Genomic DNA, 23247 nt, shown 5'->3' on the forward strand with positions numbered 1-23247 from the left:
AGGAAATTACTTATGGTTTACGCGCGCCTTATTCTGATGCGGCTGTTCAAGGCCGTCATTGTGCTGTTCTTGATCGTTATTTTTAACTTCCTGCTGATTCAGCTGGCCCCTGGCGATCCGGCTGCCATTCTGGCCGGTGAAGCGGGTGCCGCGGACCAGGAGTTCCTCAACCAGTTGCGCGAGCGCTTTGGGCTCGATCAGCCGATGTACGTGCAGCTGTGGCACTACATCTCCGGCATCGCCATGCTCGACTTTGGTTACTCCTACCGGTTGGGCGTTCCGGTGTTTGATCTGATTATGGATCGTTTGCCCGCCACCCTGCTGCTCACCGGCACCGCTTTCGTGCTTTCGCTGGTGCTGGGTATCGTGGCGGGCTCCATGGCCGCCGCGCGGGTCAAGAAGCCTTCCGGCTCGCTGATCATGGCGCTGGCGCTGGTGTTCTACGCCACGCCGCTGTTCTGGGTTGCACTGATGTCGGTGGTGGTATTTTCCGTCTACCTGGGCTGGCTGCCCGCCTACGGGCTGTACACCGTGGGGGCTGGCCACACGGGGTTTGCGTTGGTGCTTGATGTCGCCAAGCACTTAGTGCTCCCGGCGACCACGCTGGCGCTGTTCTTTATGGCGATTTACACCCGCATGACGCGCACGTCGATGCTGGATGCCGCTCAGCAGGATTACGTCAAAACCGCCCGCGCCAAAGGCCTAAAGCCCAGCATTATTCAGCGCCGCCATGTGCTGCGAAACGCCCTGCTGCCGATCATCACGTTAGCGGGCCTGCAGGCGGGGCAGATGGTCGGCGGGGCGATTCTCACTGAAACCGTGTTTGCCTGGCCTGGCATTGGGCGGCTGATGTTCGAAGCCCTTGAGCAGCGCGACTACAACCTGCTGCTGGGCATTTTCTTCTTCTCGGCGGCGTTGGTCATCGTCTTCAATATCATCACCGATTTGGTCTACAGCCTGGCTGATCCACGCATCAAGAAGGGGGCCGCATGAGCTTTTTCGCACGTTTCGCGCAAAACCGTGGCGCCCTCGTCGGGCTGATTATCCTGCTGCTGATTATCGCTATGGCCATACTTGCCCCGCTACTGTTTCCTGAATCGCCCTGGCGCATGGTGCAGCGGCCATTTTTACCGCCACTTTCGCAGGATGGTTTTCCCCTGGGCACCGACACCATGGGCCGCAACGTAGCCTCAGGCTTGATGCACGGAGCCTGGGTATCGCTGCTGATCGGGCTGGTATCCACCAGCGTGGCGCTATTGATCGGCGTGCCGCTGGGTGCCATTGCTGGCTACTACGGCGGCATCATCGATGATGTCTTGATGCGCTTTACCGAGTTCTTCCAGACCATTCCCAACTTCGCGCTGGCAATCGTACTGGTGGCGATTATGCAGCCGAGCATCACTTCGATTGTGCTGGCGATTGCGATTGTCAGTTGGCCGCCGGTGGCCCGCTTGGTGCGCGCCGAGTTTATGTCGCTGCGCAACCGCGAGTATGTGGAAGCCGCGCGCCTGGTCGGCCAATCCAACAGCACGATTATTCTGCGCCAGATTCTGCCCAATACGCTGTCGCCGATTATTGTGCTGGCATCGTTAATGGTGGCCACCGCGATTTTACTGGAGTCGGCGCTGTCGTTTCTGGGTTTGGGCGACCCTAACGTGATGTCCTGGGGCTATATGATCGGCGCGGCGCGCACGGTGATTCGCCAGGCGTGGTGGCTGAGCTTCTTCCCTGGCGTGGCGATTCTGCTCACCGTTTTGGCGTTAAACCTGGTGGGTGAAGGGTTAGACGATGCACTGAACCCCAAACTATCACGCGAGCGCTAGGAGCCTCTTATGTCCGCAACTACTGGGTCTGCAACAGAGAAACAAAGCGCTGACACCGTCCTCAGCATTCGCGATCTTAACATTGCGCTCCCCAAAGGGGCGGATCGCGCCCTGGCGGTGGAGGACGTTAGCTACGAGGTGAAGCGCGGCGAAATCATGTGCGTGGTAGGCGAGTCCGGCTCCGGCAAATCGATGGCCGCGAACGCCATAATGGGGCTGCTGCCCAAGGGCGTGAACGCCACCCAGGGCGAGATACTGTTCGAGGGGCAAGACTTGCTTGCCCTAACGGAAAAACAGCACCGCGCCCTGCGCGGGCTAAAAATCGGCATGATTTTCCAGGAGCCGATGACCGCCCTGAATCCGCTGATGCGGGTAGGTGCGCAGATTGCCGAGGTGTTCGAGGCCCACGGCCAGCTCACCCCCAAAGAACGCCAGACCCGCGCACTGGAGCTATTGATCGAAGTGGGAATCCCACAGCCGGAAAAGGCTATTCGCGCCTACCCCTTCGAGCTTTCCGGCGGCCAGCGCCAGCGGGTGATGATCGCCATGGCGCTGGCGCTGGAGCCTATTCTACTGATTGCCGACGAACCTACCACGGCGCTGGATGTGACGACCCAAGCACAGATTCTGGAGCTTATTCGCGATCTGCAACAGCGGCGCGGCATGTCGGTGATGTTTATCACCCACGACTTTGGCGTGGTGGCCGAAATCGCCAACCGCGTTTGTGTGATGCGTCACGGCAAGATCGTCGAGCTGGGGGACGCCAAGCCGGTGCTTGAGAAGCCTCAAGACGCCTATACCCAAGCACTGATTGCCGCGATTCCCAGCAATGCGGTGCCGCCCCACCGGGAGGCCAGCCAGGTCGCCCCGCTGCTGGAGATCAAGCAGCTCAATAAGGTCTTTCGCTCCCGGGGCGGCTGGCTGAAACCTGCCCGGGAAGTGCGTGCCCTTGAGGATGTTTCGCTCACGCTGGCCCGGGGGGAAACGGTGGGCATCGTAGGCGAATCCGGCTCGGGCAAATCCACCCTCGGGCGCTGTGTGGTGCGCCTTGAGCACCCCGATAGCGGCGAGCTGCTGCTGGATGGAGTGAATCTTTCCCAGCTCAAAGGCGATGCGCTGCGCCGGGAACGCCACCGGGTGCAGATGATATTCCAGGACCCTTACGCTTCGCTCAACCCTCGCACCAAAGTGGGTATGGCGATTGCCCAGGGGCCAATTGCCAACGGCACGCCCAAGGCCGCGGCGCTCAAGCAGGCAGGCGAACTGCTCGATATGGTGGGCTTGGGCGCCAGCGCCGTGGAGCGCTTTCCCCACGAGTTTTCCGGCGGCCAGCGTCAGCGTATCGGCATTGCCCGAGCACTAGCGCTCAATCCCGAGCTGATCGTGGCGGACGAGGCCGTCTCGGCGCTAGATGTATCGATTCAAGCCCAAGTGCTGGAGCTGCTGGAAGAGTTGAAACAGCGTCTTTCGCTTTCGCTACTGTTTATCACCCACGACCTGCGCGTCGCCGCGCATATCTGCGACCGCATTGTGGTGATGCAGCACGGACGCATTGTCGAGCAAGGCAGCGCCGAGCAAATTTTCCTTGCCCCGCGAGAGGCGTATACCCAAGACCTGCTTAAAGCAATTCCCGGCCGCGAAGCGCCCGTGGCGGCGACAGCGTAATTTATCGAATGGGCAAGACAAGATGGGCAAGACAAGATAGGAAAGACAAGCTAAGGAAAACAGATGCAAATAACCCTGGAGGCGCTGCGCGCCATTGTTGGCCCGGCCCATGTATTGACCGGCGACGATGTGCACAGCCGCCGCGTGGATTGGATGACCGGTGCGCCCTGCCAGGCAGGCGCCATTGTGCGCCCGGCGGATACCGAGCAGGTCGCCGCCGTGATGCAGGCTTGTCACGCCGTACAGCAGCCGGTGGTCACCCACGGCGGCTTAACCGGTCTGGTGCATGGCGCAGAAGCTAGCCCAGAGGAGTTAGTGATCTCTCTGGAGCGTATGAGCGCGATCGAGGAGATCGATCAGGTGGGCGGCACTCTCACCGTGCAGGCAGGCGCGCCGCTACAGCGGGTTCAGGAAGCTGCGAAAGAGGTCGGTCTGCAGTTCCCTCTGGACCTTGGCGCACGGGGCAGTTGCACCATCGGCGGCAATATCGCCACCAACGCCGGCGGCGTGCGGGTGATTCGCTACGGCATGATGCGCCAGCAGGTGTTGGGGCTAGAAGCCGTTATGGCCGATGGCCGCGTGGTCAGCTCCATGAACCACATGCTGAAAAACAACGCCGGTTTCGATCTCAAGCAGCTGTTTATCGGCAGCGAAGGCACCCTGGGCATTGTGACCCGCGCAGTGCTGCGTTTGCAGCCCCCCACGCCCAGCGAGCAAACGGCGCTGGTGGCCTGCCCTTCGTTTGAGGCGTTAACCGGGCTGCTCAGCCATATGGGCAAAGCACTCGGCGGCAGCCTCGGCGCGTTTGAGGTGATGTGGCAGAACCACTACCGGCTACTCACTGAAACCCTGAGCCGCCACACCCCGCCGATTGCCACCGAGCATCCCTTTTATGTGATCATTGATTCCCTGGGCAGCGACGCGGAGCGCAATGCCACTCAGTTCAGTGAAGCATTAGAGAGTGCGCTTGAGAGCGAGCTGATTGTCGATGCGGTGATTGCCCAGTCGACGACCCAGCGCGATGGGCTTTGGGCCATTCGTGAAGATATCGAGGGGCTGGTCAAGGGCCTTGCGCCGGTACTTACCTTCGATGTCAGTCTGCCGATTGCCGATATGCAGCGCTACACCGATGCCTTGGAAGCGCAGCTAACCCAGCGCTGGGCAGAGGCGCGCCTGGTGGTGTTTGGCCACCTGGGCGATGGCAACCTGCATATTTCCGTTAGCGTGGGAAGCGCTGAGGTCAAGGTGCGCCGTGAAGTGGAAGCGATGGTCTATCAACCGCTCGCGGCGTTAGGCGGCTCGGTCTCGGCCGAGCACGGCATTGGCCTGGAGAAGCGTCCCTGGCTAAGCACCTGCCGCTCCAGCGATGAAATCGCGCTGATGCAGTCGCTCAAGCAAGCGCTAGACCCGCTCAATCTATTGAATCCCGGTAAAGTACTTTAAATAAAAGTGCTTTAAATAAACGCGCTACGTTAATCATTAATACTGATTTGAAAATCGTTTTTAGGAATCGTTATGCCTTCTCAAAGCACGCCCCGCTATCCCAACCACTTACTGAGTGAAGGCCCTGTTAATCCGTTTCCGGGCATCAAGGTGCTGGAGCGTAAACTTGGCCGGGAGATCCCCCATCGGCTGGGCTCTAACGAAGGCCTGGATATGCCTCACCGTGCCCTGCGCGACCACTTTGGCGATGCCCTGGCCGAACACGTTTACTGCTACGGCGATTCCGAAGCGCTAGGGGTGCGCCAACGCTTAAGTGCGCAGCAGGGTATTGCACTGGAAACGATGCTGGTGGATGCCGGGGCTGACAGCTTGATTGCCCTGGCCCTGCGCACCACCTGCGAACCGGGCGAAACCGTGGTGAGCACTGCAGGCACCTACCCCACCTTGGGCTATTTTGCCAAAGGCCAGGGCTGCCGCCTGATTGAACCCAGCTATGTTGAGGCGCCCGGCGTGCTGGCCCCCGATCTGAAAGCGCTTATTGCAGCGGCGCATCAGGAAAACGCGCGGCTGGTGTATCTGGCCAATCCGGATAATCCAAGCGGTCACTTACATAGCGACAGCGCCATCCTCAAGCTGCGCGAGGCGCTGCCCGACTCCTGCTGGCTAATGTTAGACGAAGCCTATGGTGATTTCCGCGATGACGCGGGTAGCGAGTTCGCTGCCAAAGCCATACCGGGAGTGATTCGCCTGCGCACGCTTTCCAAGGCTCACGGCCTGGCGGGTCTGCGCATTGGCTACGCCATCGCCGCCCCTGAGGTACTGGCGATGATGATGAAGGTGCGCATTCACTACGCGGTATCGTCATTGACCCTGGCCGCCGCCGAAGTGGTGCTCGACCACCCTGAAGAGGTTCACCAGCACGTCGCCGATGTAAAAGCCCGCCGTGAGCAGTTGGCTGAGCACTTTCGCGCACTGGGTGCCGACGTACTGCCCAGCGCTACTAACTTTATCGGCATTCGCCTGCCCAGCGCCGAACTCGCCGCCGAGGTGCACCAGCAGTTGCTCGCCGAAGGTGTATTAGTCACTCGCCTGGCGCACCCAGAGCTTGCCAATGTGATCCGCATCACGGCGGTACAAGCAGCGCTGGCGCCGGGAAGGCTGGCAGCTCTCGAGCAGGCGATTAAGGCTTAAGCCGACGTTAACCAATGCCTGAACTCATCCAACTCACCCCGCACCGCCTGACGATACAAGCCCTGCAGTTGAGCCGTGACGCTGTCTTGGCTGATGGGTTCGTTAACAGGCGGCGCGCCAGCGCGACCGCCAATTCGGCGGCCATCCAGCTCGCGAAGAGGTAGTATTTCGGCGGCGGTGCCAGTTAAAAACGCCTCATCGGCGGTGTAGAGTTCATCGCGGGTAACCCGCCGTTCGCGCACTTCTATACCCAGCACTTTTTGCGCCAGCTGAATCACGCTATCCCGGGTTATGCCTTGCAGGCAGGAGGTCACTTCAGGGGTGTGCAGCACTCCATCGCGGAGCAAGAAGACGTTAGCCGCCGAGGCTTCAGCCACATAGCCCTCCGGGTCGAGCATGATGGTTTCATCAAACCCGGCTTTGATCGCCGTGTTCAGCGCCAGTATCGAGTTGACGTAGTGGCCATTGGTTTTCGCCCGGCAGAGACTGATATTAACGTGATGGCGCGCCCAGGAAGAGGTTAGCGCGCGCAAACCGTGGGTGGCAGCCTGGGGAGAAATGTAGGGGCCTAGATCCCATGCGGCGACCATCACGTGGGTCGTTAGCCCTTGGGCGCGCAGCCCCATGCCTTCCGCGCCAAAAAACACGGTAGGTTTCAGGTAGGCGTTGCTCAGGCCGTTTTTGGTCAGGCACTCGCGCTGGGCATCGATCAGCTCCGCTTCGCTAAACGGCAGCGGCATATCCAGCGAATGGGCGCTTTCTGCCAAGCGGCGGGTATGTTCAGCAGCACGAAATAGATGCGTGCCGCTAGGGCCAGCATAGGCGCGCACGCCCTCAAAACAGCCCATGCCGTAGTGCAGCGTGTGGGTGAAGACATGCACCTTGGCCTCGCGCCACTCCAACCATTCGCCGTCGTGCCAAATCCAGCCATCGCGATCATAAAGCGGTGTCATCGAGTTGTTTGCTCCCACTGTTGGCACCAGTCATCAATCAGCGTCTGCTGGTGCGGTTGCAGGGCCTGATAGCCCCAAGCGGCAATTTCATCGTTTTGCGGGTCTGGCACAGCAATGGCGCTACCCGCCAGAGACTGGATCACCGCGTGGCCGCAGAGCGGCACATAGCCTTCGGAGTAGCCACCTTCGTGAATAAACACCAGCTTGCCACCGCAGCAGCGCTCGGCCAGGGCTTTTAGCTGGGCGGTCATGGTGGCGAAGGCTTGGCTGTTGAGCAGCATTTTGCCTAAGGGATCTTTAGCGCAGGCGTCGTAACCGCAAGCCACCACGATCAGGTCAGGTTTGAACGCCTCAAGCACGGGCAACACCAGTTTTTCCATGGCGTACGCGTAGGCGCCCAGGCCGCAGCCCGGTGGCAACGGCAGGTTGAGATTGGCACCCAGGCCTGCGCCTTCGCCCTGCTCGTCAAAGCCACCGGTTTCCAGCGGGTAGTTGGCCGCTTGATGAAGAGAAACGGTCAACACATCGGGCTCGTTATAAAACGCTGCCTGCTGACCGTTGCCGTGGTGAACATCCCAATCGAGTATCGCCACGCGGTTAACCTGCCCCAAGGCTCGGGCACGCATCACCGCCACAGGAATATTGCCCAGCAGGCAAAACCCACGGCCCTGGTCGGCTTCGGCATGATGCCCCGGCGGGCGGCATAGGGCGTAGGCATTGCTCACCTCGCCCAGCGCCACAGCCTCAACGGCGGCAACAGCCAACCCTGCGGACTGCGTGGCCGCCGCCCAACTGCCGGGCATGTAAGGTGCGCAGTCGCCGCCGTTGCCACCGCGTGCTCGATCCCCTGCCTGGAGCTTGTCTAAATAGCGTGGCGTGTGAAAGCGCAGCAAGTCGTCAAGCGTCGCAGCAGGAGGCTTCACCACGTGAAGCTCGTCGATCAGCCCACTCACTTCGAGAATATTCTTCAGGCGCCGCTTACTTTCCGGGCTTTCCGAGGCGGCCTGGGGCTGCAAGAATTCGCCCGGTGCGGAGAACACACCTATTGCACCCTGGTCGTGCCAGAAGCAGCGCTCATGCCAGTAGAAACCAGTTCTGCTCATGCCGTAAAACCCTGCATAAACGCGGTTAGGTTGGCACTTAGATGTTCAGTGGGGTAACCGCCTTCTTGCACAATCACCATGGGCAGCGAAAGCGCCGCTAAACGCTTGCCCACCTCGATAAACGCCTCCGTTTCTACTTTGAGCCCCGCCAACGGATCATCTTTGTGGGCATCCAACCCCAGCGCTACCACCACGGCACCCGGCTCATAACGTTGCAGGTGATCAATGAGAACCGCCAGGGCATCGAGATAAACGTCGCCATCACTGCCCACCGGCAGGGGCAGATTAACGTTGGTTCCAACGCCTTCATCGCTACCCTCTTCCTCTGCACCGCCCCAGAAAAACGGGTAGAAGTCGCTAGGGTCAGCGTGCAGCGAGCCTGTCCAAACATCGCTACGATGATAGAAAATATCCTGGGTGCCGTTGCCGTGGTGCAGATCCACATCAATGATCGCGACGTTGCCGTAGCGTTCACGCAGCACGGTCGCCGCCAGCGCAGAATTGTTCAGCAGGCAAAAACCTCCGGCACGCTCCGGCCCGGCATGGTGACCCGGGGGGCGGCACAATGCGTAGGCCGTTGAGGCGCCATTAAGCACGTCTTCTGCGGCTGCTTCCGCCGTCGCTGCCGAGGCTAAAGCGCCCTGAAAGCTCGTCGCACTCAGCGGGCAGGCCATGTCGTGCAGGTGCCAGCCCGCTTGCCCAATGGGGTGGCGCGGGTAGTGGTGGCCGCCGCCGCAGGGGTGGATATTGGGTGCGACAAATTCCGCCGCGTTGGGCAGCGCCTGCCAGCGAGCGTAAATGGTGTCCAGGAACGTTAGGTAGCGCGGCGTATGAATCTGTTCCAGTCGCTTACGCAGCGTCGGCGAGTCGGCATCTTTAGGTGCGCTCAGGGACAGCCCTGAACGGGTAAGCCCCTGGGTCAGCAGCTCCGCGCGCACCGGGCCTTCCGGCGACGGCACAGGCTGGCCGCGCAGCAGGAAGGTCGGCGGCGCATGCAACGCCTGGTCAGGGTGATAAAAACACTTCATTGGTCGCAGTCCTTAGCTAGTCACAGCAGTGACGGAATCCAGGTAGAGAGCACCGGGAACGCCGCCAGCAATACAATCACCACCAGAAACGAGACGTAAAACGGCAGCGATGCCACGATTGCCCGTTCGTAGGGCACCTCGGCGATACGCGCGGCGGTCATCAGCGTCATCCCCACCGGCGGTGTCACGTTGGAGATATTGAGCACCACAATCATCAAGATAGCGAAGTGCAACGGGTCAAATCCTAGCTGAATCATCGCTGGCACCAGCACCGGCGCAATGACCACCAGGGCAGGCAGAACATCCATTACAGTACCGATCATCAAGAGTAGCAAACACACTAGCATCAACTGCAAAAAGGCAACATCGCTGAAGGTGGTGATGATACTGGCGGCATCCCTGGCGATACCCGAACGGGTAACGAACCAGCCCAATACTGCCGAGGTCGCCAGCAGGAAAAACACCACACCCGAAAAACGAACTGTGGTGACCAGCGCGTCCCAAATCTTTCGCCAGGTCAGGTTGCGGTAGAACACCACCCCAATCACGATGGCGTAAACCGCCGCAAAGCCCGAGGCTTCCGTGATCGTCGTGAGCCCCGAGAGAATGCCGCCAAGTATGATCAGCGGCACCACCAGCGCGGGCAGCGCCAGCACAAACGACATCACCGCCATCTTAAACGGCGTCGGCGCCTGTTTCGGGTAGTTGCGCTTCCAAGCCAAAAAGAAGCTGACGCCCAGCAGCGCCAGCGCCATCAGCAGGCCGGGAATAATGCCACCGGCAAACAGGTCAATGACCGAAATATCCCGTAGCAGCGTGGCGTAGACCACCATTACCACGCTGGGGGGAATGATCGGCCCGATGATCGATGAACAGGCGGTGACCGCCGCGGCGTATTCGGCATCATAACCCTGCTTTTTCATCTCGGGGATCATGATTTTGCCGATGGCGACGGTATCGGTGACCGCCGCGCCGGTGAGACCGGCAAAAAAAACCGAGACCGAGATATTCACGTGAGAAAGCGACCCGCGCACCCGGCCAAACAGCGCATTGTTGAACGCAATCAGTTTGTGGGTCAGCCCGCCCTGGTTCATTAGCTCAGCGGTGAAAATAAAGTAAGGCACGGCAATCAGCAGAAAGCCGGAGACGCCGGAGAATATGCGGTCGGCAATAATACCGAGCATGCGCTCGCCACCCATCGCAAAGCCGCCCGCTAGCCCCGACATGGCCATCACCACGGCCACCGGCGCACCGATAAAAAGCAGCACGATAAACGCAATAATCGCAGGGGTCATGAGCGGTGCTCCCGATCAGTGGTGTCGATGAGTTCGCCAATCATGTCCTGCTCATCGATGAAGTGTTCCAACAGGGCAAAGCCATGCACCAAGTGCAACAGAATGATGACGCCGCTAAGAGGCACCACGATAGCGGTCACCTTGCTGGGAATACGGATCTGATCGGAGACCATATAAACCTGGGTGGCACTGGTGAAGTAATCCCAGCCGTACCAGGTCAGCATCAGTGCAAACAAGCCAATCACCGCCAGGCAGAGCCCGGCCGCCACCTGCACCATCACGCGGGGCAAGCTGCGAACCAGCAGGGTCATGGCAACGTGTTCGCCGTAGCGCAGTGAAATCGTCATGGAAAGAAAGCCGATCCAGGGCAGAAACAGCCGCGCCAGCGAGTAGGTCCAGCTCAGCGCGCTACCGGTCATTAGCTTGTAGATAAACGCGGTGAACGAGATGCCCAGCATCGCCAGAATACAGCCCACACACACCACGATCGCCACCTGATTGACGAGGTCGCTCACGCGGCGCAAAGGAATTAAAACGCCCATAGTTTTTCCTCACGCTGGGGCCTCACATCGCCCCAGCGTATATCGTTCGCTAACCGTTATTGGCTCAGGTTCTTTTTGTCCTCAGCTTTTTTGACCCTACACTTATTGGCCCTGCATTTATTGGCCCAGCATTTATTGGCCATAGATGCGGTAGTCGTCTTTTGCCAACTGCTGGCCGACACGCTCAACTTCATCCAGCAGTCCTTGCACGCGGGCTTCGTCCATGCCGAAGTCATCGACGATCCACGCCTGCCAGGCGGGGCGCGCAATCTCAGCCATCCGCTCGCGCTCGGCGTCGGGCATCAGGTAGCACTCTTCAAAGCGCTCGCAGGACTCGACCCAGCTCGCAGTGGCCAAGGCGCCAGACATGCCGTGGCTCAGTTGAATGGCTTCCCGCGCGGAGCTAATCACCGCCTGCTGATGCTCTTCGGGTAGCGATTGGTACCAGGACTCACTGACCATCCAGGGCGCGCTGTTATACACATGGCCGGTGAGGGTGGTGTAGTCGGTGACCGCGTCGAAGTTGAAGGTGGTGTTGAGCACCGGCGCATTGAACTGGCCATCGGCCAGGCCGGTTTCCAACGCGGTGATCAGCTCGCCCCAGGGCAGCGGCGTAGCGGAAGCGCCTAGCGACCGCATAATCGCCACGTGGGCGGGGTTCTCTTCGGTGCGGATATTGAGGCCTTCTAAATCTTCGACGGTCTCGATCAAGCGCACGTTATTAGTGAAAGCGACAAAACCACCACCATCGTCGAAGGTGCCCAAATAACGCATATCGGCGGCTTCGACGGTGCCGGACATAAAGTCAGCGAACCATTCGCTGTCAAAGAAATTCCACGCCTGGCGCCAGTTGGTAAACAGGAAGGGTGCTGTGACGACTTGGTAGTCTTCGTAGAAGGAGGACATCGCCCCGGCGGACATAATGGTCGACTGTAGCGTACGGCCGCCCTGCACTTCCGAGCCGTTTTCCACTTCAGAACCTAGCTGGCCGCCACCAAAGATAGTCACTTCGAGATCCCCATCGGTGCGCGCTTCTACCAGATTCTTAAAGTGCACCAGCGCCGGATAGATTTCGTTATTGCTCATATCCTCGGGCAGCTGGGTGGCAATCACCATCTCATAGGATTGCGCTTGGGCATTAGCACTGGCAATGGCTAACGGAAGTGCCGCCAAGGCGGCGAAAAGTACAGATTTCTTAGCGTTCATAACACACCTCGTTTTGATTATTGGTCGGTCTTCGTTATGAGTGGCGGTGCTACCCATCGGGTAGCGATGTCGTTGTTGTTTTAGAAACCGTTTTAGAAACCGTTTTAGAAAGCGTCATGGCTGTTCGGGCAACGACTCCCATACTTCGATGGCGGCGGCCAAGTCTTCCAGCGAAGCGCCTACCGATTTGAATAGCGTGATAGCCTCTGGTGCCGAGCGCCCCGATTTAGCCCCACTGAGCACCTCGGCAAGCTCCGCCTGTATCTGGTCGAACTGGAACTCGCCCTCTTCAATGGCTTGCAGAATGTCGCCCGCTTCGCCTTTGGCACCGGCGTAGGTATCCACAAATACCTCTGAGCGGCGCAGACACAGCGCATCGGTTTCGCGCATCTGCGGCCGAAACGCGCCGATCAGATCCAGGTGAGTGCCCGGTGTCAGCCACTCGCCCCTGATCAGCGGCTGGGTAGAAAGCGTCACACAACTGACGATATCCGCCTCTGCCACGGCATCCGCCAGCTTTTCCACCACCTGGGTCTCAAAGCGTTCTGCGTACTCGTCGGCGATGGCGGCTGCTTTACTGGGATTACGCCCCCAGATCAGCACCCGCTTGATGGGGCGCACGCTGGCGTGAGCCTCGATCACCATGGGCGCCAACTTGCCGGTACCTACCACCAGCAGCGTTTCCGCGTTTTCATTGGCCAAGGCTTGGGCGGCCAGCGCGGAGGCCGCCGCCGTTCGGCGCCGAGTCAACTCGCTGCCATCGATACACGCCAACGGCTGACCGTGCTTACCTTCGCTGAGCAAATAAAGCCCAGAGATTGCCGGGATACCGTGGTCGGCGTTTTGCGGAAATACGTTGACCATTTTCACGCCGATATAGCCCGCCGCTTCCCAGGCGGGCATTAGCAGCATGGTAGCTTCGCCATCCGGCCGGTGCATCGCGTGGTGATGGCGGGGAGGAGACTCCACACCATTCACGAACGTCGTGTGTAGTCGCTTGATCAAGCCATCCCATGTCAGGTGGCGAGTGACCTCTTCGGCAGAAACAACCCGCATATCAGGCCTCCGGCAGCGCGGCTACCACCATAATCTCAACTTTCCATTCGGGCTTGGCGAGCTGGGCTTCAAGCGCGGCACGCACTGGCGGGCGACCGGGCACGACCCAGGCATCCCAGGCAGCGTTCATTTGGTCGAATTCCGCCATGCTGGTGACCCAGATTTGCGCTGAGATCAGGTGTTCTTTAGTGGTGCCTGCCTGGGCGAGCAGTTGATCGATACGCGCCAATACCTGTTCGGTCTGGCCACGCATATCGGCGGTGGCATCGGCAGGCACTTGGCCAGCGAGATAAACGGTACCGTTGTGAACCGCCACTTGGCTCATGCGTGCATTGCTATCTTGATAAGTAACGCTCATAGAGTCTCTCCTTCGAAGGTGTCCTTCAGAGACTAAAACGCCGTGCAGTAAATTACTTGCCCCAGACTCGGGCAAGTTTGCCCGTAAGTCATGCAGGGGTTGTCAGGAAGCGCCTAACGGGGTGCGATGCCTACCGATCCGAGGAAGGGGAAATGTCGAAATAGCGGCGGTAAGCGCGAGAAAAGCTGCCTTGATCGCGAAAGCCCACCAGCATGGCAATGTGCCCTAGGCTGAGTGCGCTGTGGCGGACGAGCGTGCGGGCGTGTTCAAGGCGCCTGCGCTGTACATAGGCCAGGGGCGTCACGCCGGTCAGTTCACGAAAACAAGTGTGAAAGTGGCCCGGGCTGAGCGCACACAGCGCGGCCAGCTGTTCCACACGGATTTCATCGGCCAGATGCTGATCCAACCAAGCATCCAGGCGGGCCAGATCAAGGCGTTCACTGATGCAATGCTGCCCCAACTGGCCAACCGCGGCGGGCGTGGCATCGTGCAGGTACATGGTCAGCGCACGCAGCAGCAGGATGGCAATTTCATTTTGCAGCGCGGGGCACTGTTCGAGCTGGTTCGCCAGTGCGTGGGTCAGCTGGTTTAACGCGGGCGGCACGCTGAAAAAGCGTGGCTTATCAAACAGCCGCTCGATCTCACTGCCCTTTTCAAGCGACGCCAAGTGCGCAACAGGAATATCCAACACCAAGGTGCGGTTACTGCCATCCCCTTGGTACTCATGATGGCGCGCCGAAGGAATCAAACAACCACGGCGAGCGGTGACCCGCTCCCCCTGGCCTTCCATCGAAAGCTCCGTCACGCCACAAGTGGCCAGAATCAATTGATGAAAGTCGTGGGTATGGGCCACCTGCTCTTGGGCTAAATTGCGGCTATGCAGCTCAAAAAAGGCCATGGTGGGATACCGTCTGTGCTGCGTCGAATACTATTCATTTCATTCACTATAAAACGCCTAGGCAACAAAAAGCGAGGAAGCGGCCAACTATGCGTTAACGCTCAATTGGGGACTGTTGTCATCCGCCAGTCACGGTTGCCGTTTAGGGTGACCATAAGCGGCCACCAGAGTCCTCATGATATGCCACCACTCCGACGCCAATCTAACCACAATACGCTCGACGAGTCAGAATTCGCGGCGCTCTCAAAAGCCCGTTCTCAAGCCCTGTCACAAGCCCTCTCTCAGCTAGCCAAGGGCAACGCCTTAGCCCAGCATCGTGAAGCAGGGCGTGAAGCGCGGCTGGCATCAGCATTAACGCGGTTCCACGCAACGGCGCCTACAACCGCGATGCCGCTGGGAGGCATAAAAGTACTCATGATTTCGGATGTCTACTTTCCCCGCGTCAATGGCGTGTCCACTTCCATCGCCAGTTTTCGCGGTGCCCTGGAACGTTTGGGCCACTCGGTCACGCTGATCTGTCCCGACTACCCGGTGGGCCAAGTGGACGAACCCGGCGTGCTGCGTATTCCTTCCCACCGCGTGCCCGGCGACCCTGAAGACCGCATGATGCGCTACCGTGATCTACTCGCCCTGGCGCCTACCTTGGCAGATGCGGCGTTCGATCTCATCCATGTGCATACGCCTTTTACCGCCCACTATGCCGGTGTAGCGCTGGGGCGTCGGCTTGAGCTACCGGTGGTAGCGACCTATCACACGCTTTTTGAGGAGTATATTCATCACTATATCCGCTGGCTTCCGCGACGCTGGCTGCGCTTTGCGGCACGCAGGCTTTCGGTGCACCAGTGCCAGCAGCTCGACGCCTTGGTCGCTCCTTCACGGGCAATGCAGCAAGCACTCGCCCACTACGGCGTGACGACGCCCATCACGGTCATTGCTACGGGTTTAGCGCTGGAGGCGTTCTGCCAGCCTCAAGATCAGCGCGACTTTCGGGCTCACTACGACCTGCCACAAGAAGCGCGGCTGCTGCTCTATGTCGGCCGCGCCGCCTTTGAGAAGAACATCAATTTCCTGATCGATATGCTGCCGCAGGTATTAGCCAAACACCCAACCACCCGGCTAATCATTACCGGCGAAGGCCCGGCCCACGATTCGCTCGTCAAACGCGTCCAAGAAATTGGCGTGGCAGACGCCGTGCTGTTCCTCGGCTATCTCGACCGCAACGGCCCACTGCAAGCCGCCTACCGCGCCGCCGACGTGTTCGTATTTGCATCACGCACGGAAACCCAAGGGCTGGTGCTGCTGGAAGCGATGGTCCTGGGCACGCCGGTGGTTTCCACCGCCATGATGGGCACGCTGGATGTACTAAAAGAGGGAGAAGGCTGCCTGGTCGCCGAGGATCGACATGACGACTTCGCCACTAAGGTCAATCGCTTGCTAAGCGATGAATCCCTGCGCCAACAGCTCGCCGAGCGCGCCCAAGTTTACGCTGCTAGTTGGCACGAGGATGCCAAGAGTGCAGAGCTTATTAGTCTTTATCGCCAGATTGCGGCGGAGCGTTTGGTTATGGTGAGAAAGTAAGTGCGGAAAACTGCGTTGACACGTTGTGGACACATTCAGGTATTTAGAGAGAGAAAAACACAAATCGCAGGCACAAAAAAAGGCGCCTAAGCGCCTGATTTTAAATATGGTGCCGGTGGCCAGACTCGAACTGGCACACCCGTAAAGGCGGCGGATTTTGAATCCGCTGCGTCTACCAATTCCGCCACACCGGCAATGGCTGCGCATTATACGTAAATGTCGAGGTAGGTCAATCACATTGACTGACTTTATGCAGCCAAAGCGCTATCCTATGCCGCTTGTTTGATCAACGCTAAGAGTTATACGCCATGCAGCGCGCGGATTTTCATTACGAGCTACCCGACGAATTAATTGCTCGCTACCCTTCTGAACAGCGTAGCGACTGCCGTTTGCTGTGCGTAGATGGCCAGAGCGGCGCGCTTGAGCACCGCCGTTTTCCTGATTTGCTTGAGCTTCTTGAGCCCGGCGACCTGTTGGTATTTAACGACACTCGCGTGATTCCGGCGCGCCTGCACGGCCATAAGGCCAGCGGCGGCAAGGTGGAAATGCTGCTGGAGCGCCCGCTGGATGCCCACCGCGGCTTGGCGCATATTCGCTCGAGTAAATCACCCAAGCCCGGCACGGAACTGATTTTCGAGGGTGATGTGCACGCCATTGTAGAAGGTCGCCGCGATGCGCTGTTCGAGCTGCGCTTTTTAGGCGATACGCCGATGATCGCGCTGCTCGAAAAACACGGCCATATGCCGCTGCCGCCGTACATTACCCGCGAAGACGAGCTCAGCGACCGTGAGCGCTACCAGACTGTATACGCCCGGCGTGACGGCGCCGTGGCCGCCCCCACGGCGGGGCTGCATTTTGATCAGCCGCTTCTGGATGCCCTTGCTGATAAAGGCATTAACCGCGCTTTTGTCACCCTGCACGTAGGCGCGGGCACTTTTCAGCCGGTGCGCGTCGACAACATCCTTGAACACCATATGCACAGCGAGTGGATTGAGGTCACGGAAGCCACCTGCCAGCAAGTCCGCGAAACATTGGCAGCGGGTAAGCGCGTGATCGCGGTGGGCACCACCAGCGTGCGCTGCCTGGAAAGCGCCTGCCAACAAAGCAGCGATGGACAGATCGCGCCTTATAGCGGCGATACCGATATTTTCATCTATCCCGGTTACCAGTGGCGCTGCGTGGATGCTTTAATTACCAACTTCCACTTGCCTGAATCGACCCTGTTGATGCTGGTCTCCTCCTTTGTGGGCTACGACACTATCATGCACGCCTACCAGCGGGCAGTAGCCGAGCGTTATGCGTTTTTCAGCTATGGTGATGCCATGCTACTGACCCGCTAGTGTTGACCCACTGACCCGGCACCTGTCGCGCTAAACGAACGAGCTTAACGAGTTACCTTACTTATGCGAAACGAATGCTTCATGCGCTTTGAGCGCCTGGCCGACGATGGCCGCGCCCGCCGTGGCCGCCTTCATTTTCCCCGTGGCACGGTGGAAACCCCGGCCTTTATGCCGGTGGGTACCTACGGCACGGTCAAAGGCATGACGCCGGATTCTGTTAAAGAGATCGGCGCTGAAATTATCCTGGGCAACACCTTTCACCTGTGGCTACGCCCTGGCACCGAAGTCATCGAAGCTCACGGTGACCTGCACGACTTTGCCCAGTGGGATAAACCGATCCTGACCGACTCCGGCGGCTTCCAGGTATTTTCCCTGGGCGAAACACGCAAGATCACCGAGCAGGGCGTGCACTTTCGCTCGCCGGTGGATGGCAGCAAAGTCTTTATGGGCCCGGAAGAGTCCATGGCGGTTCAGCGTTCGCTGGGTTCCGATGTGGTCATGATCTTTGACGAGTGCACGCCCTACCCGGCCACCTTTGACGAAGCCGAGAAATCCATGGAGTTATCGCTGCGCTGGGCCAAACGCTCTCGTGATGCCCACGGTGACTCGCCATCCGCGCTGTTTGGCATCATTCAGGGCGGCATGCACCCTGAGCTGCGCGAACGCTCGCTCAAAGGGCTGTTGGAAATCGGCTTTGATGGGCTGGCGATTGGCGGCCTCTCGGTGGGCGAACCTAAAGAAGAGATGATCAAGGTGCTCGACTACCTGCCCACCTGGATGCCCGATGAGAAGCCACGCTACTTAATGGGTGTTGGTAAACCCGAAGACCTGGTGGAAGGCGTTCGCCGCGGGGTGGATATGTTCGATTGCGTGATGCCCACCCGCAACGCGCGTAATGGCCACCTGTTCACCTCGGAAGGCACGGTCAAGATTCGTAATGCCAAGCACCGTTTCGACACTCGCCCGCTCGATGAAGAGTGCGATTGCCATACCTGCAAGAGTTTCTCGCGGGGCTATTTGCACCACCTGGACCGCTGCAATGAAATGCTTGGCTCAATGCTCAATACCATTCACAACCTACGCTACTACCAGCGTGTAATGGCTGATTTGCGCGCGGCAATTGAAGCGGGTACATTGACGACCTTTGTGGAAGGCTTCTATGCGCGGCGCGGCCTGCCGGTGCCTCCGCTAAGCCAGCCCTGACGAATTAATCGCCACGCGCCTTGGCGCGTGGTTTAAACTGTTTGACCACGATTTTAAACGTAAGCTTTTCTAACTCAGGAGTTCTCTGCAATGCTGGATTTCTTCATCTCACCAGCCCATGCCCAAGAAGCCGCCGCTGGCGGTGGTATTGCGCAAATCGTCATGCTGGTCGGCTTCGTGCTGATTTTCTACTTCCTGTTGTGGCGCCCGCAGGCCAAGCGTGCCAAGCAGCACAAGCAGTTGGTATCCAACCTGGACAAGGGCGATGAAATCGTCATTGGCGGTGGTCTGGTCGGTCGTATCACGAAGGTGAGCGACGAGTTCCTGACCATCGAGATCTCTGAAGGCACCGAAGTTAACGTGCAGAAGAACGCCGTTGCCGCCGTACTGCCTAAAGGCACCATCAAGTCCATCTAATCCTTGCAACACCCCTGCCGAGCTAGTGCCAGCCACCCCGGCAGGGGTGACATGGTATGAATGATGGTGAACTTTGCTATGCACGGCGAATCCGTGCACAGCATTCCGTTTGTAATTGAAGGCAGGGCTTGCATGCTCAACCGTTACCCCCTGTGGAAGTATCTGCTGATACTGGTCGTCCTGGTGGCTGGCCTTATCTACTCGCTTCCCAATCTATTTCCCGAAGATCCCGCTATTCAAATCAGCAGCGCCCAAGGCGACTCGCTGGATGAGCGTCAGATTGAGCGCGTTGAAACCGCGCTTAGCGAAAACGATATCGAAGTAAAAGCGTTCGAAGAAGAGAACGGTCAGTGGTTGGTTCGTCTGCGTCATGATGACGACCAACTCCCCGCACGCGACATCGCCGCTGACCTACTGGGCAATGATGCCACCGTGGCGTTAAACCTTGCCGAAGCAACACCCGAATGGCTACAGGCCTTCTCTGCCTCGCCCATGACGCTGGGCCTTGATTTGCGTGGTGGCGTGCACTTCCTGCTCGAAGTGGACATGGATGCCGCGCTGACCCAACGCCTGGAAGTCAACGGCAGCGCCATGCGTGAGCTACTGCGCAGTGAGCGTATCCGCTACCGCAATACGGAGGTGGAAGAGCGCTCGCTGTCGATCGATTTCGCCAGTGCAGAAGATCGTGATACGGCACGTAGCCTGATTAGCCGTGACTTCCCTGAATTTGAGTACAGCAGCGAAGGCGATGGCCGCGCCTCCACACTGGTCATGACGCTTAGCGATCAGTCGGTGAACGAAATTCAGGACTACGCGATCAACCAGAACTTGACCACCTTGCGCAACCGGGTCAACGAGCTGGGTGTTGCGGAGCCGATGGTTCAGCGCCAGGGCCCCAACCAGATCGTGGTAGAACTGCCCGGCATCCAAGACACCGTGGCCGCCAAGCGGATCGTGGGTGCCACCGCCAACCTGGAATTCCGCCTGGAAGCTCGCCCCGACACACCGGAAAACGAAACGGAAACCTTCGCCTTCCGCAATGAGCCCTCACGCACCGCTGAGCTAATGCGCGATGTGATCATTACCGGCGACAGTGTTTCCAGCGCCAGCAACAGCTTTGATGAAAACGGTCGCCCGCAGGTCAATATTGATCTGGACGGCACCGGTGGCACGCTAATGAATCGCGCCACTCGCACCAACATTGGCCGCAACATGGCGGTGCTCTTCATTGAGCACAAGAGCGAAGACACCGTGGTGACTGACCCCGAAACCGGCGAAGAAACCATCGAGCGCGAGCCCTACGTTGAACGCGGCCTGATCAGCTTGGCCACGATTCAAAGCGCGCTGGGCAACAGCTTCCGGATCACCGGACTGGACTCGCCGACGGAAGCCGCCGAGCTTGCCTTGCTGCTGCGTTCCGGCTCCCTTGCTGCGCCCATCTACTTCGTTCAAGAGCGCACCATTGGGCCAAGCCTGGGCGCTGAAAACATCGAGCGCGGGTTGCTCTCGGTGCAAATCGGCCTGCTGCTGGTCGTGCTGTTCATGCTAGTGCGTTACAAGGTATTTGGCGTGTTTGCCAACATCGCCCTGGCGCTGAACTTAACGCTGCTGGTCGCGGTGATGTCGATGCTGGGCGCCACGCTGACGCTGCCGGGTATTGCCGGTATCGTGCTGACGCTGGGTATGGCGGTGGATGCCAACGTGCTTATTTTTGAGCGCATACGTGAAGAAATACGTAATGGCCTGTCGGTTCAACAAGCCATTCAAGCTGGCTATGAGCGCGCCTTTACTTCCATCGTTGACGCCAATATCACCACGCTGTTGGTGGCCGTTATCCTATTCTCGATTGGCTCTGGCCCGGTGAAAGGGTTTGCCGTCACGCTCTCTATCGGCATTTTGACGTCGCTGTTCACCGCCTTAATGGTGACTCGCGCCATGGTCAACCTGGCCTATGGTAGTAAACCCGTCAAAAAGCTATGGATTTAAAAAGCATGGATTTAAACGTATGAAGCGGATCCTCGTGCTTAGCCCAGAACTTAAGAGGTGGTAATGAAACCCCTATCACACCTGCGAATCGACTTTATGGGGCGACGCAAACTCGCGTATATCGTCTCCGCACTGCTTTTGATCGTGTCGATTGGCGCCATCCTGTTCCAGCAGCTCAACCTGGGGCTGGATTTTACTGGCGGCACGCTGATTGAGGTGCGCTATGGCGCGGCGCCCTCACTCGATGCTATTCGCGTGTTGCTCGAAGAGAGCGGCTTCCAGGATGTCTCGGTACAAACCTTCGGCGCATCCACCGAAGTATTGATCCGCCTACAGCAGGCGTTTGATGCCGATGTGGGTGGCGAAGTCGTTAACCTACTGCGTGCCGACGGCGACACGGTCAACCTGGTACGCTCTGAGTTTGTGGGCTCCCAGGTAGGTGACCAGCTACGCGATCAGAGCGGCCTTGGCCTGCTGGTCGCACTCGGCGTGGTCATGGTTTATGTAGCGTTCCGCTTTCAGTACAAATTTGCGATTGGCGCACTGCTGGCGCTGCTGCACGACGTCGTGATCGTGGTCGGCGTTTTCGCTCTGTTCCAGCTCGATTTCGACCTCACGGTATTGGCGGCCATTCTGGCGGTGATCGGCTACTCGTTGAACGACACCATCGTGGTTTACGATCGCGTCCGCGAAGCTATCCGCACCTCGCGCATCGACGATATGCCGCAGATATTCAATGAAGCGATTAACGCTACGCTCTCGCGCACGTTGGCAACGTCGGGCACCACCGTACTGGTGCTGCTCGCGCTGCTGCTGTTGGGCGGCGATATGATTGAGAACTTCGCTATTGCGCTGCTGGTCGGCATCGTGGTGGGTACGTTCTCTTCCATCTATATTGCCGCAGCGCTATTGCTACCGCTGAAGCTGTCGCGGGAAGACTTGATTCCCACCAAGAAAGAACTCGACGAAGAAGAGGAAGAGCTGCCGTAAACAGCGCTTTCCAACCTATAAAAGCGCCTCTGCTGGTTTCCCGGCAGAGGCGTTTTTTTGTTCGCATACATTAGCTTATTTCATAATCATGGTGGCTACTTTTGCTTGGTCATGCGCCCAACGCTACCGAAGAGTGCCAGGCCGCCGAGCAATGCCGCACCCGCGATTACCCCCACCTGCCCCCTGTGGGTCGCCATCCACAGTTGGAGGCTATCGTCGTGGGCTTCACGATTGAAACGTCCACGAGCGCCCATATCGCCTTTAACCGGCTGCCAGAGATTGTCGGGAGCACTAGGGCTGCTGGGCTCGGCAGTCTGCTGCCCACTAACGGCGGTTCGCGCCAGGAAGCGGTCCATTAAGGCAGGCGCAAGCTTATTGCCGACAATAGTGGCTACCGAGGAGAGCCCCACATAAAGCTGGCGTCGCCGATGATGAGCGGCCCAATAAATGGCTTTTGCGCCGACTTCAGGCTGATAAACAGGTGCCATTGGCCGGGCGCGATAGGGTAGGTAACTCTTGCACCAGTCGAACTGCGGCGTATTGAGACCCGGCATTTCAACGAGGGTTACATGCACGTCACTGCCTTCATTCATCAATTCACACCGCAGCCCCTCGGTCATGCCTTTGATCGCATGCTTGGCTCCACAATAGGCCGTTTGTAACGGTATTGGACGATACGCCAACGCCGAACCGACCTGGACGATGGTGCCGCGGTTGCGAGCGCGCATACGCTTCAACGCCGACAAGGTGCCATGCACATAACCCAGGTAGGTCACCTCGGTAACTCGCCGAAACTCTTCTGCGCTCATCTCGTGCATCGGCGCAAAGACCGTGGTCATAGCGCTATTGACCCAAATATCGATCGGCCCCAGCTCCGCCTCAATCAGCTCGGCTGCCCGTTCGACCTGATCAGAGTCGGCGACATCCGCGCTCACAGTGACAACGCGGGCGCCCAGCGCTTCGACTTCACTTTTCACTGCCTCTAATCGGTTCTCGCTACGGGAGATCAACCCCAAGTGCGCCCCGTGACGGGCAAATTCACGAGCCGTGGCGCGGGCTACACCGGCGCCAGCGCCCGTAATGACCACCACTTCACGTGGGTTAGCGCTGCCCTGACGATTGTCCATAATCTACTGCCTCCAGTTATCTCTGTATCTTTATCATTTTGAATT

At 58.8% G+C, this 23247-nt stretch carries 21 protein-coding genes and 1 tRNA gene; 11 read left to right on the plus strand and 11 right to left on the minus strand.

From position 1 onward, the window contains the following. Positions 1–12: 12 nt before the first annotated feature. The 5 genes from ACUVOF_RS03415 to ACUVOF_RS03435 all read left to right on the plus strand — a co-directional run bounded on the left by ACUVOF_RS03415 (position 13) and on the right by ACUVOF_RS03435 (position 6122). Positions 13–993 carry an ABC transporter permease gene (locus tag ACUVOF_RS03415; protein WP_447043026.1) on the plus strand — a complete coding sequence of 327 codons (981 nt, stop codon included), beginning with the start codon at positions 13–15 and terminating at the stop codon, positions 991–993. Beyond that, positions 990–1823, plus strand: a complete 834-nt coding sequence (locus ACUVOF_RS03420; RefSeq protein ID WP_071695396.1) for an ABC transporter permease — start codon at positions 990–992, stop codon at positions 1821–1823. Before ACUVOF_RS03415 ends, ACUVOF_RS03420 begins: the two co-directional genes overlap by 4 nt. 9 nt (positions 1824–1832) lie before the next feature. Continuing rightward, positions 1833–3488, plus strand: a complete 1656-nt coding sequence (locus tag ACUVOF_RS03425) for an ABC transporter ATP-binding protein (protein ID WP_447043027.1) — start codon at positions 1833–1835, stop codon at positions 3486–3488. A gap of 63 nt (positions 3489–3551) precedes the next feature. After that, on the plus strand, positions 3552–4931 hold the full coding sequence (locus ACUVOF_RS03430; protein ID WP_447043028.1) for an FAD-binding oxidoreductase: 1380 nt from the start codon (positions 3552–3554) through the stop codon (positions 4929–4931). 72 nt (positions 4932–5003) lie between these two features. After that, positions 5004–6122, plus strand: a complete 1119-nt coding sequence (locus ACUVOF_RS03435; protein ID WP_447043029.1) for a pyridoxal phosphate-dependent aminotransferase — start codon at positions 5004–5006, stop codon at positions 6120–6122. On the opposite strand, the gene ACUVOF_RS03440 is transcribed toward ACUVOF_RS03435, so the two are convergent. From ACUVOF_RS03440 to ACUVOF_RS03480, 9 genes are all read right to left on the minus strand, one after another. Beyond that, positions 6119–7075: a branched-chain amino acid transaminase gene (locus ACUVOF_RS03440; protein WP_447043030.1), complete on the minus strand. Its 957-nt coding sequence runs from the start codon at positions 7073–7075 to the stop codon at positions 6119–6121. The genes ACUVOF_RS03435 and ACUVOF_RS03440 overlap by 4 nt on opposite strands. Next, positions 7072–8178 (minus strand): class II histone deacetylase, encoded by a 1107-nt coding sequence (locus ACUVOF_RS03445; protein ID WP_447043031.1) that lies wholly within the window; start codon positions 8176–8178, stop codon positions 7072–7074. The genes ACUVOF_RS03440 and ACUVOF_RS03445 overlap by 4 nt, the downstream gene beginning before the upstream one ends. After that, positions 8175–9206 carry a histone deacetylase family protein gene (locus ACUVOF_RS03450; protein WP_447043032.1) on the minus strand — a complete coding sequence of 344 codons (1032 nt, stop codon included), beginning with the start codon at positions 9204–9206 and terminating at the stop codon, positions 8175–8177. Before ACUVOF_RS03450 ends, ACUVOF_RS03445 begins: the two co-directional genes overlap by 4 nt. Before the next feature lie 20 nt (positions 9207–9226). Continuing rightward, entirely contained in the window at positions 9227–10501 is a 1275-nt protein-coding gene (locus ACUVOF_RS03455) for a TRAP transporter large permease (RefSeq protein WP_447043033.1), read from the minus strand. Further along, positions 10498–11043, minus strand: a complete 546-nt coding sequence (locus ACUVOF_RS03460; protein WP_447043034.1) for a TRAP transporter small permease — start codon at positions 11041–11043, stop codon at positions 10498–10500. Before ACUVOF_RS03460 ends, ACUVOF_RS03455 begins: the two co-directional genes overlap by 4 nt. A gap of 132 nt (positions 11044–11175) precedes the next feature. After that, the gene (dctP, locus tag ACUVOF_RS03465; RefSeq protein ID WP_447043035.1) at positions 11176–12249 is read right to left on the minus strand and encodes a TRAP transporter substrate-binding protein DctP; all 1074 of its coding nucleotides are present in this window, start codon (positions 12247–12249) and stop codon (positions 11176–11178) included. A gap of 114 nt (positions 12250–12363) precedes the next feature. Next, positions 12364–13305: an ornithine cyclodeaminase family protein gene (locus ACUVOF_RS03470; RefSeq protein ID WP_447043036.1), complete on the minus strand. Its 942-nt coding sequence runs from the start codon at positions 13303–13305 to the stop codon at positions 12364–12366. Between the two features lies 1 nt (position 13306). Next, the gene (locus ACUVOF_RS03475) at positions 13307–13663 is read right to left on the minus strand and encodes a RidA family protein (RefSeq protein WP_447043037.1); all 357 of its coding nucleotides are present in this window, start codon (positions 13661–13663) and stop codon (positions 13307–13309) included. A 130-nt stretch (positions 13664–13793) separates the two neighbouring features. Next, a complete protein-coding gene (locus ACUVOF_RS03480) occupies positions 13794–14561 on the minus strand; it encodes an AraC family transcriptional regulator (protein ID WP_447043038.1) in 768 nt (255 codons plus the stop codon). Positions 14562–14741: 180 nt separating this feature from the next. Between ACUVOF_RS03480 and ACUVOF_RS03485 the strand changes: the two genes are divergently transcribed. Continuing rightward, positions 14742–16139 (plus strand): glycosyltransferase, encoded by a 1398-nt coding sequence (locus tag ACUVOF_RS03485; protein ID WP_447043039.1) that lies wholly within the window; start codon positions 14742–14744, stop codon positions 16137–16139. 107 nt (positions 16140–16246) lie between these two features. Here the strand turns inward: ACUVOF_RS03485 and ACUVOF_RS03490 are convergent. Beyond that, a tRNA-Leu gene (locus tag ACUVOF_RS03490) sits at positions 16247–16333 on the minus strand. Between the two features lie 114 nt (positions 16334–16447). Here ACUVOF_RS03490 and queA point away from each other — a divergent pair. The 5 genes from queA to secF all read left to right on the plus strand — a co-directional run bounded on the left by queA (position 16448) and on the right by secF (position 22075). Continuing rightward, a complete protein-coding gene (gene queA, locus ACUVOF_RS03495) occupies positions 16448–17479 on the plus strand; it encodes a tRNA preQ1(34) S-adenosylmethionine ribosyltransferase-isomerase QueA (protein ID WP_447043040.1) in 1032 nt (343 codons plus the stop codon). Between the two features lie 81 nt (positions 17480–17560). Then, positions 17561–18682: a tRNA guanosine(34) transglycosylase Tgt gene (tgt, locus tag ACUVOF_RS03500; protein ID WP_447043041.1), complete on the plus strand. Its 1122-nt coding sequence runs from the start codon at positions 17561–17563 to the stop codon at positions 18680–18682. A gap of 90 nt (positions 18683–18772) precedes the next feature. Next, on the plus strand, positions 18773–19099 hold the full coding sequence (gene yajC, locus ACUVOF_RS03505) for a preprotein translocase subunit YajC (RefSeq protein WP_071695382.1): 327 nt from the start codon (positions 18773–18775) through the stop codon (positions 19097–19099). 132 nt (positions 19100–19231) lie between these two features. Then, positions 19232–21085, plus strand: a complete 1854-nt coding sequence (gene secD, locus ACUVOF_RS03510; RefSeq protein ID WP_447043230.1) for a protein translocase subunit SecD — start codon at positions 19232–19234, stop codon at positions 21083–21085. A 63-nt stretch (positions 21086–21148) separates the two neighbouring features. Further along, entirely contained in the window at positions 21149–22075 is a 927-nt protein-coding gene (secF, locus tag ACUVOF_RS03515) for a protein translocase subunit SecF (protein WP_447043042.1), read from the plus strand. 95 nt (positions 22076–22170) lie between these two features. On the opposite strand, the gene ACUVOF_RS03520 is transcribed toward secF, so the two are convergent. Then, positions 22171–23202, minus strand: coding sequence for an SDR family oxidoreductase (locus ACUVOF_RS03520; RefSeq protein ID WP_447043043.1), 1032 nt, complete (start codon positions 23200–23202; stop codon positions 22171–22173). Positions 23203–23247: the final 45 nt, after the last annotated feature.

It is taken from the genome of Vreelandella sp. H-I2 (genome assembly GCF_052959335.1).

Bases quoted from the DNA above. Each gene is read 5' to 3' on its own strand.
- secD (WP_447043230.1), top strand. From the start codon at position 19,232: ATGCTCAACCGTTACCCCCTGTGGAAGTATCTGCTGATACTGGTCGTC.
- ACUVOF_RS03455 (WP_447043033.1), bottom strand. From the start codon at position 10,501: ATGACCCCTGCGATTATTGCGTTTATCGTGCTGCTTTTTATCGGTGCG.
- ACUVOF_RS03460 (WP_447043034.1), bottom strand. From the start codon at position 11,043: ATGGGCGTTTTAATTCCTTTGCGCCGCGTGAGCGACCTCGTCAATCAG.
- dctP (WP_447043035.1), bottom strand. From the start codon at position 12,249: ATGAACGCTAAGAAATCTGTACTTTTCGCCGCCTTGGCGGCACTTCCG.
- ACUVOF_RS03480 (WP_447043038.1), bottom strand. From the start codon at position 14,561: ATGGCCTTTTTTGAGCTGCATAGCCGCAATTTAGCCCAAGAGCAGGTG.
- ACUVOF_RS03430 (WP_447043028.1), top strand. From the start codon at position 3,552: ATGCAAATAACCCTGGAGGCGCTGCGCGCCATTGTTGGCCCGGCCCAT.
- yajC (WP_071695382.1), top strand. From the start codon at position 18,773: ATGCTGGATTTCTTCATCTCACCAGCCCATGCCCAAGAAGCCGCCGCT.
- ACUVOF_RS03450 (WP_447043032.1), bottom strand. From the start codon at position 9,206: ATGAAGTGTTTTTATCACCCTGACCAGGCGTTGCATGCGCCGCCGACC.
- ACUVOF_RS03470 (WP_447043036.1), bottom strand. From the start codon at position 13,305: ATGCGGGTTGTTTCTGCCGAAGAGGTCACTCGCCACCTGACATGGGAT.
- ACUVOF_RS03425 (WP_447043027.1), top strand. From the start codon at position 1,833: ATGTCCGCAACTACTGGGTCTGCAACAGAGAAACAAAGCGCTGACACC.
- ACUVOF_RS03420 (WP_071695396.1), top strand. From the start codon at position 990: ATGAGCTTTTTCGCACGTTTCGCGCAAAACCGTGGCGCCCTCGTCGGG.
- ACUVOF_RS03435 (WP_447043029.1), top strand. From the start codon at position 5,004: ATGCCTTCTCAAAGCACGCCCCGCTATCCCAACCACTTACTGAGTGAA.
- ACUVOF_RS03415 (WP_447043026.1), top strand. From the start codon at position 13: ATGGTTTACGCGCGCCTTATTCTGATGCGGCTGTTCAAGGCCGTCATT.
- ACUVOF_RS03445 (WP_447043031.1), bottom strand. From the start codon at position 8,178: ATGAGCAGAACTGGTTTCTACTGGCATGAGCGCTGCTTCTGGCACGAC.
- ACUVOF_RS03485 (WP_447043039.1), top strand. From the start codon at position 14,742: ATGCCACCACTCCGACGCCAATCTAACCACAATACGCTCGACGAGTCA.
- ACUVOF_RS03440 (WP_447043030.1), bottom strand. From the start codon at position 7,075: ATGACACCGCTTTATGATCGCGATGGCTGGATTTGGCACGACGGCGAA.
- queA (WP_447043040.1), top strand. From the start codon at position 16,448: ATGCAGCGCGCGGATTTTCATTACGAGCTACCCGACGAATTAATTGCT.
- secF (WP_447043042.1), top strand. From the start codon at position 21,149: ATGAAACCCCTATCACACCTGCGAATCGACTTTATGGGGCGACGCAAA.
- tgt (WP_447043041.1), top strand. From the start codon at position 17,561: ATGCGCTTTGAGCGCCTGGCCGACGATGGCCGCGCCCGCCGTGGCCGC.
- ACUVOF_RS03520 (WP_447043043.1), bottom strand. From the start codon at position 23,202: ATGGACAATCGTCAGGGCAGCGCTAACCCACGTGAAGTGGTGGTCATT.
- ACUVOF_RS03475 (WP_447043037.1), bottom strand. From the start codon at position 13,663: ATGAGCGTTACTTATCAAGATAGCAATGCACGCATGAGCCAAGTGGCG.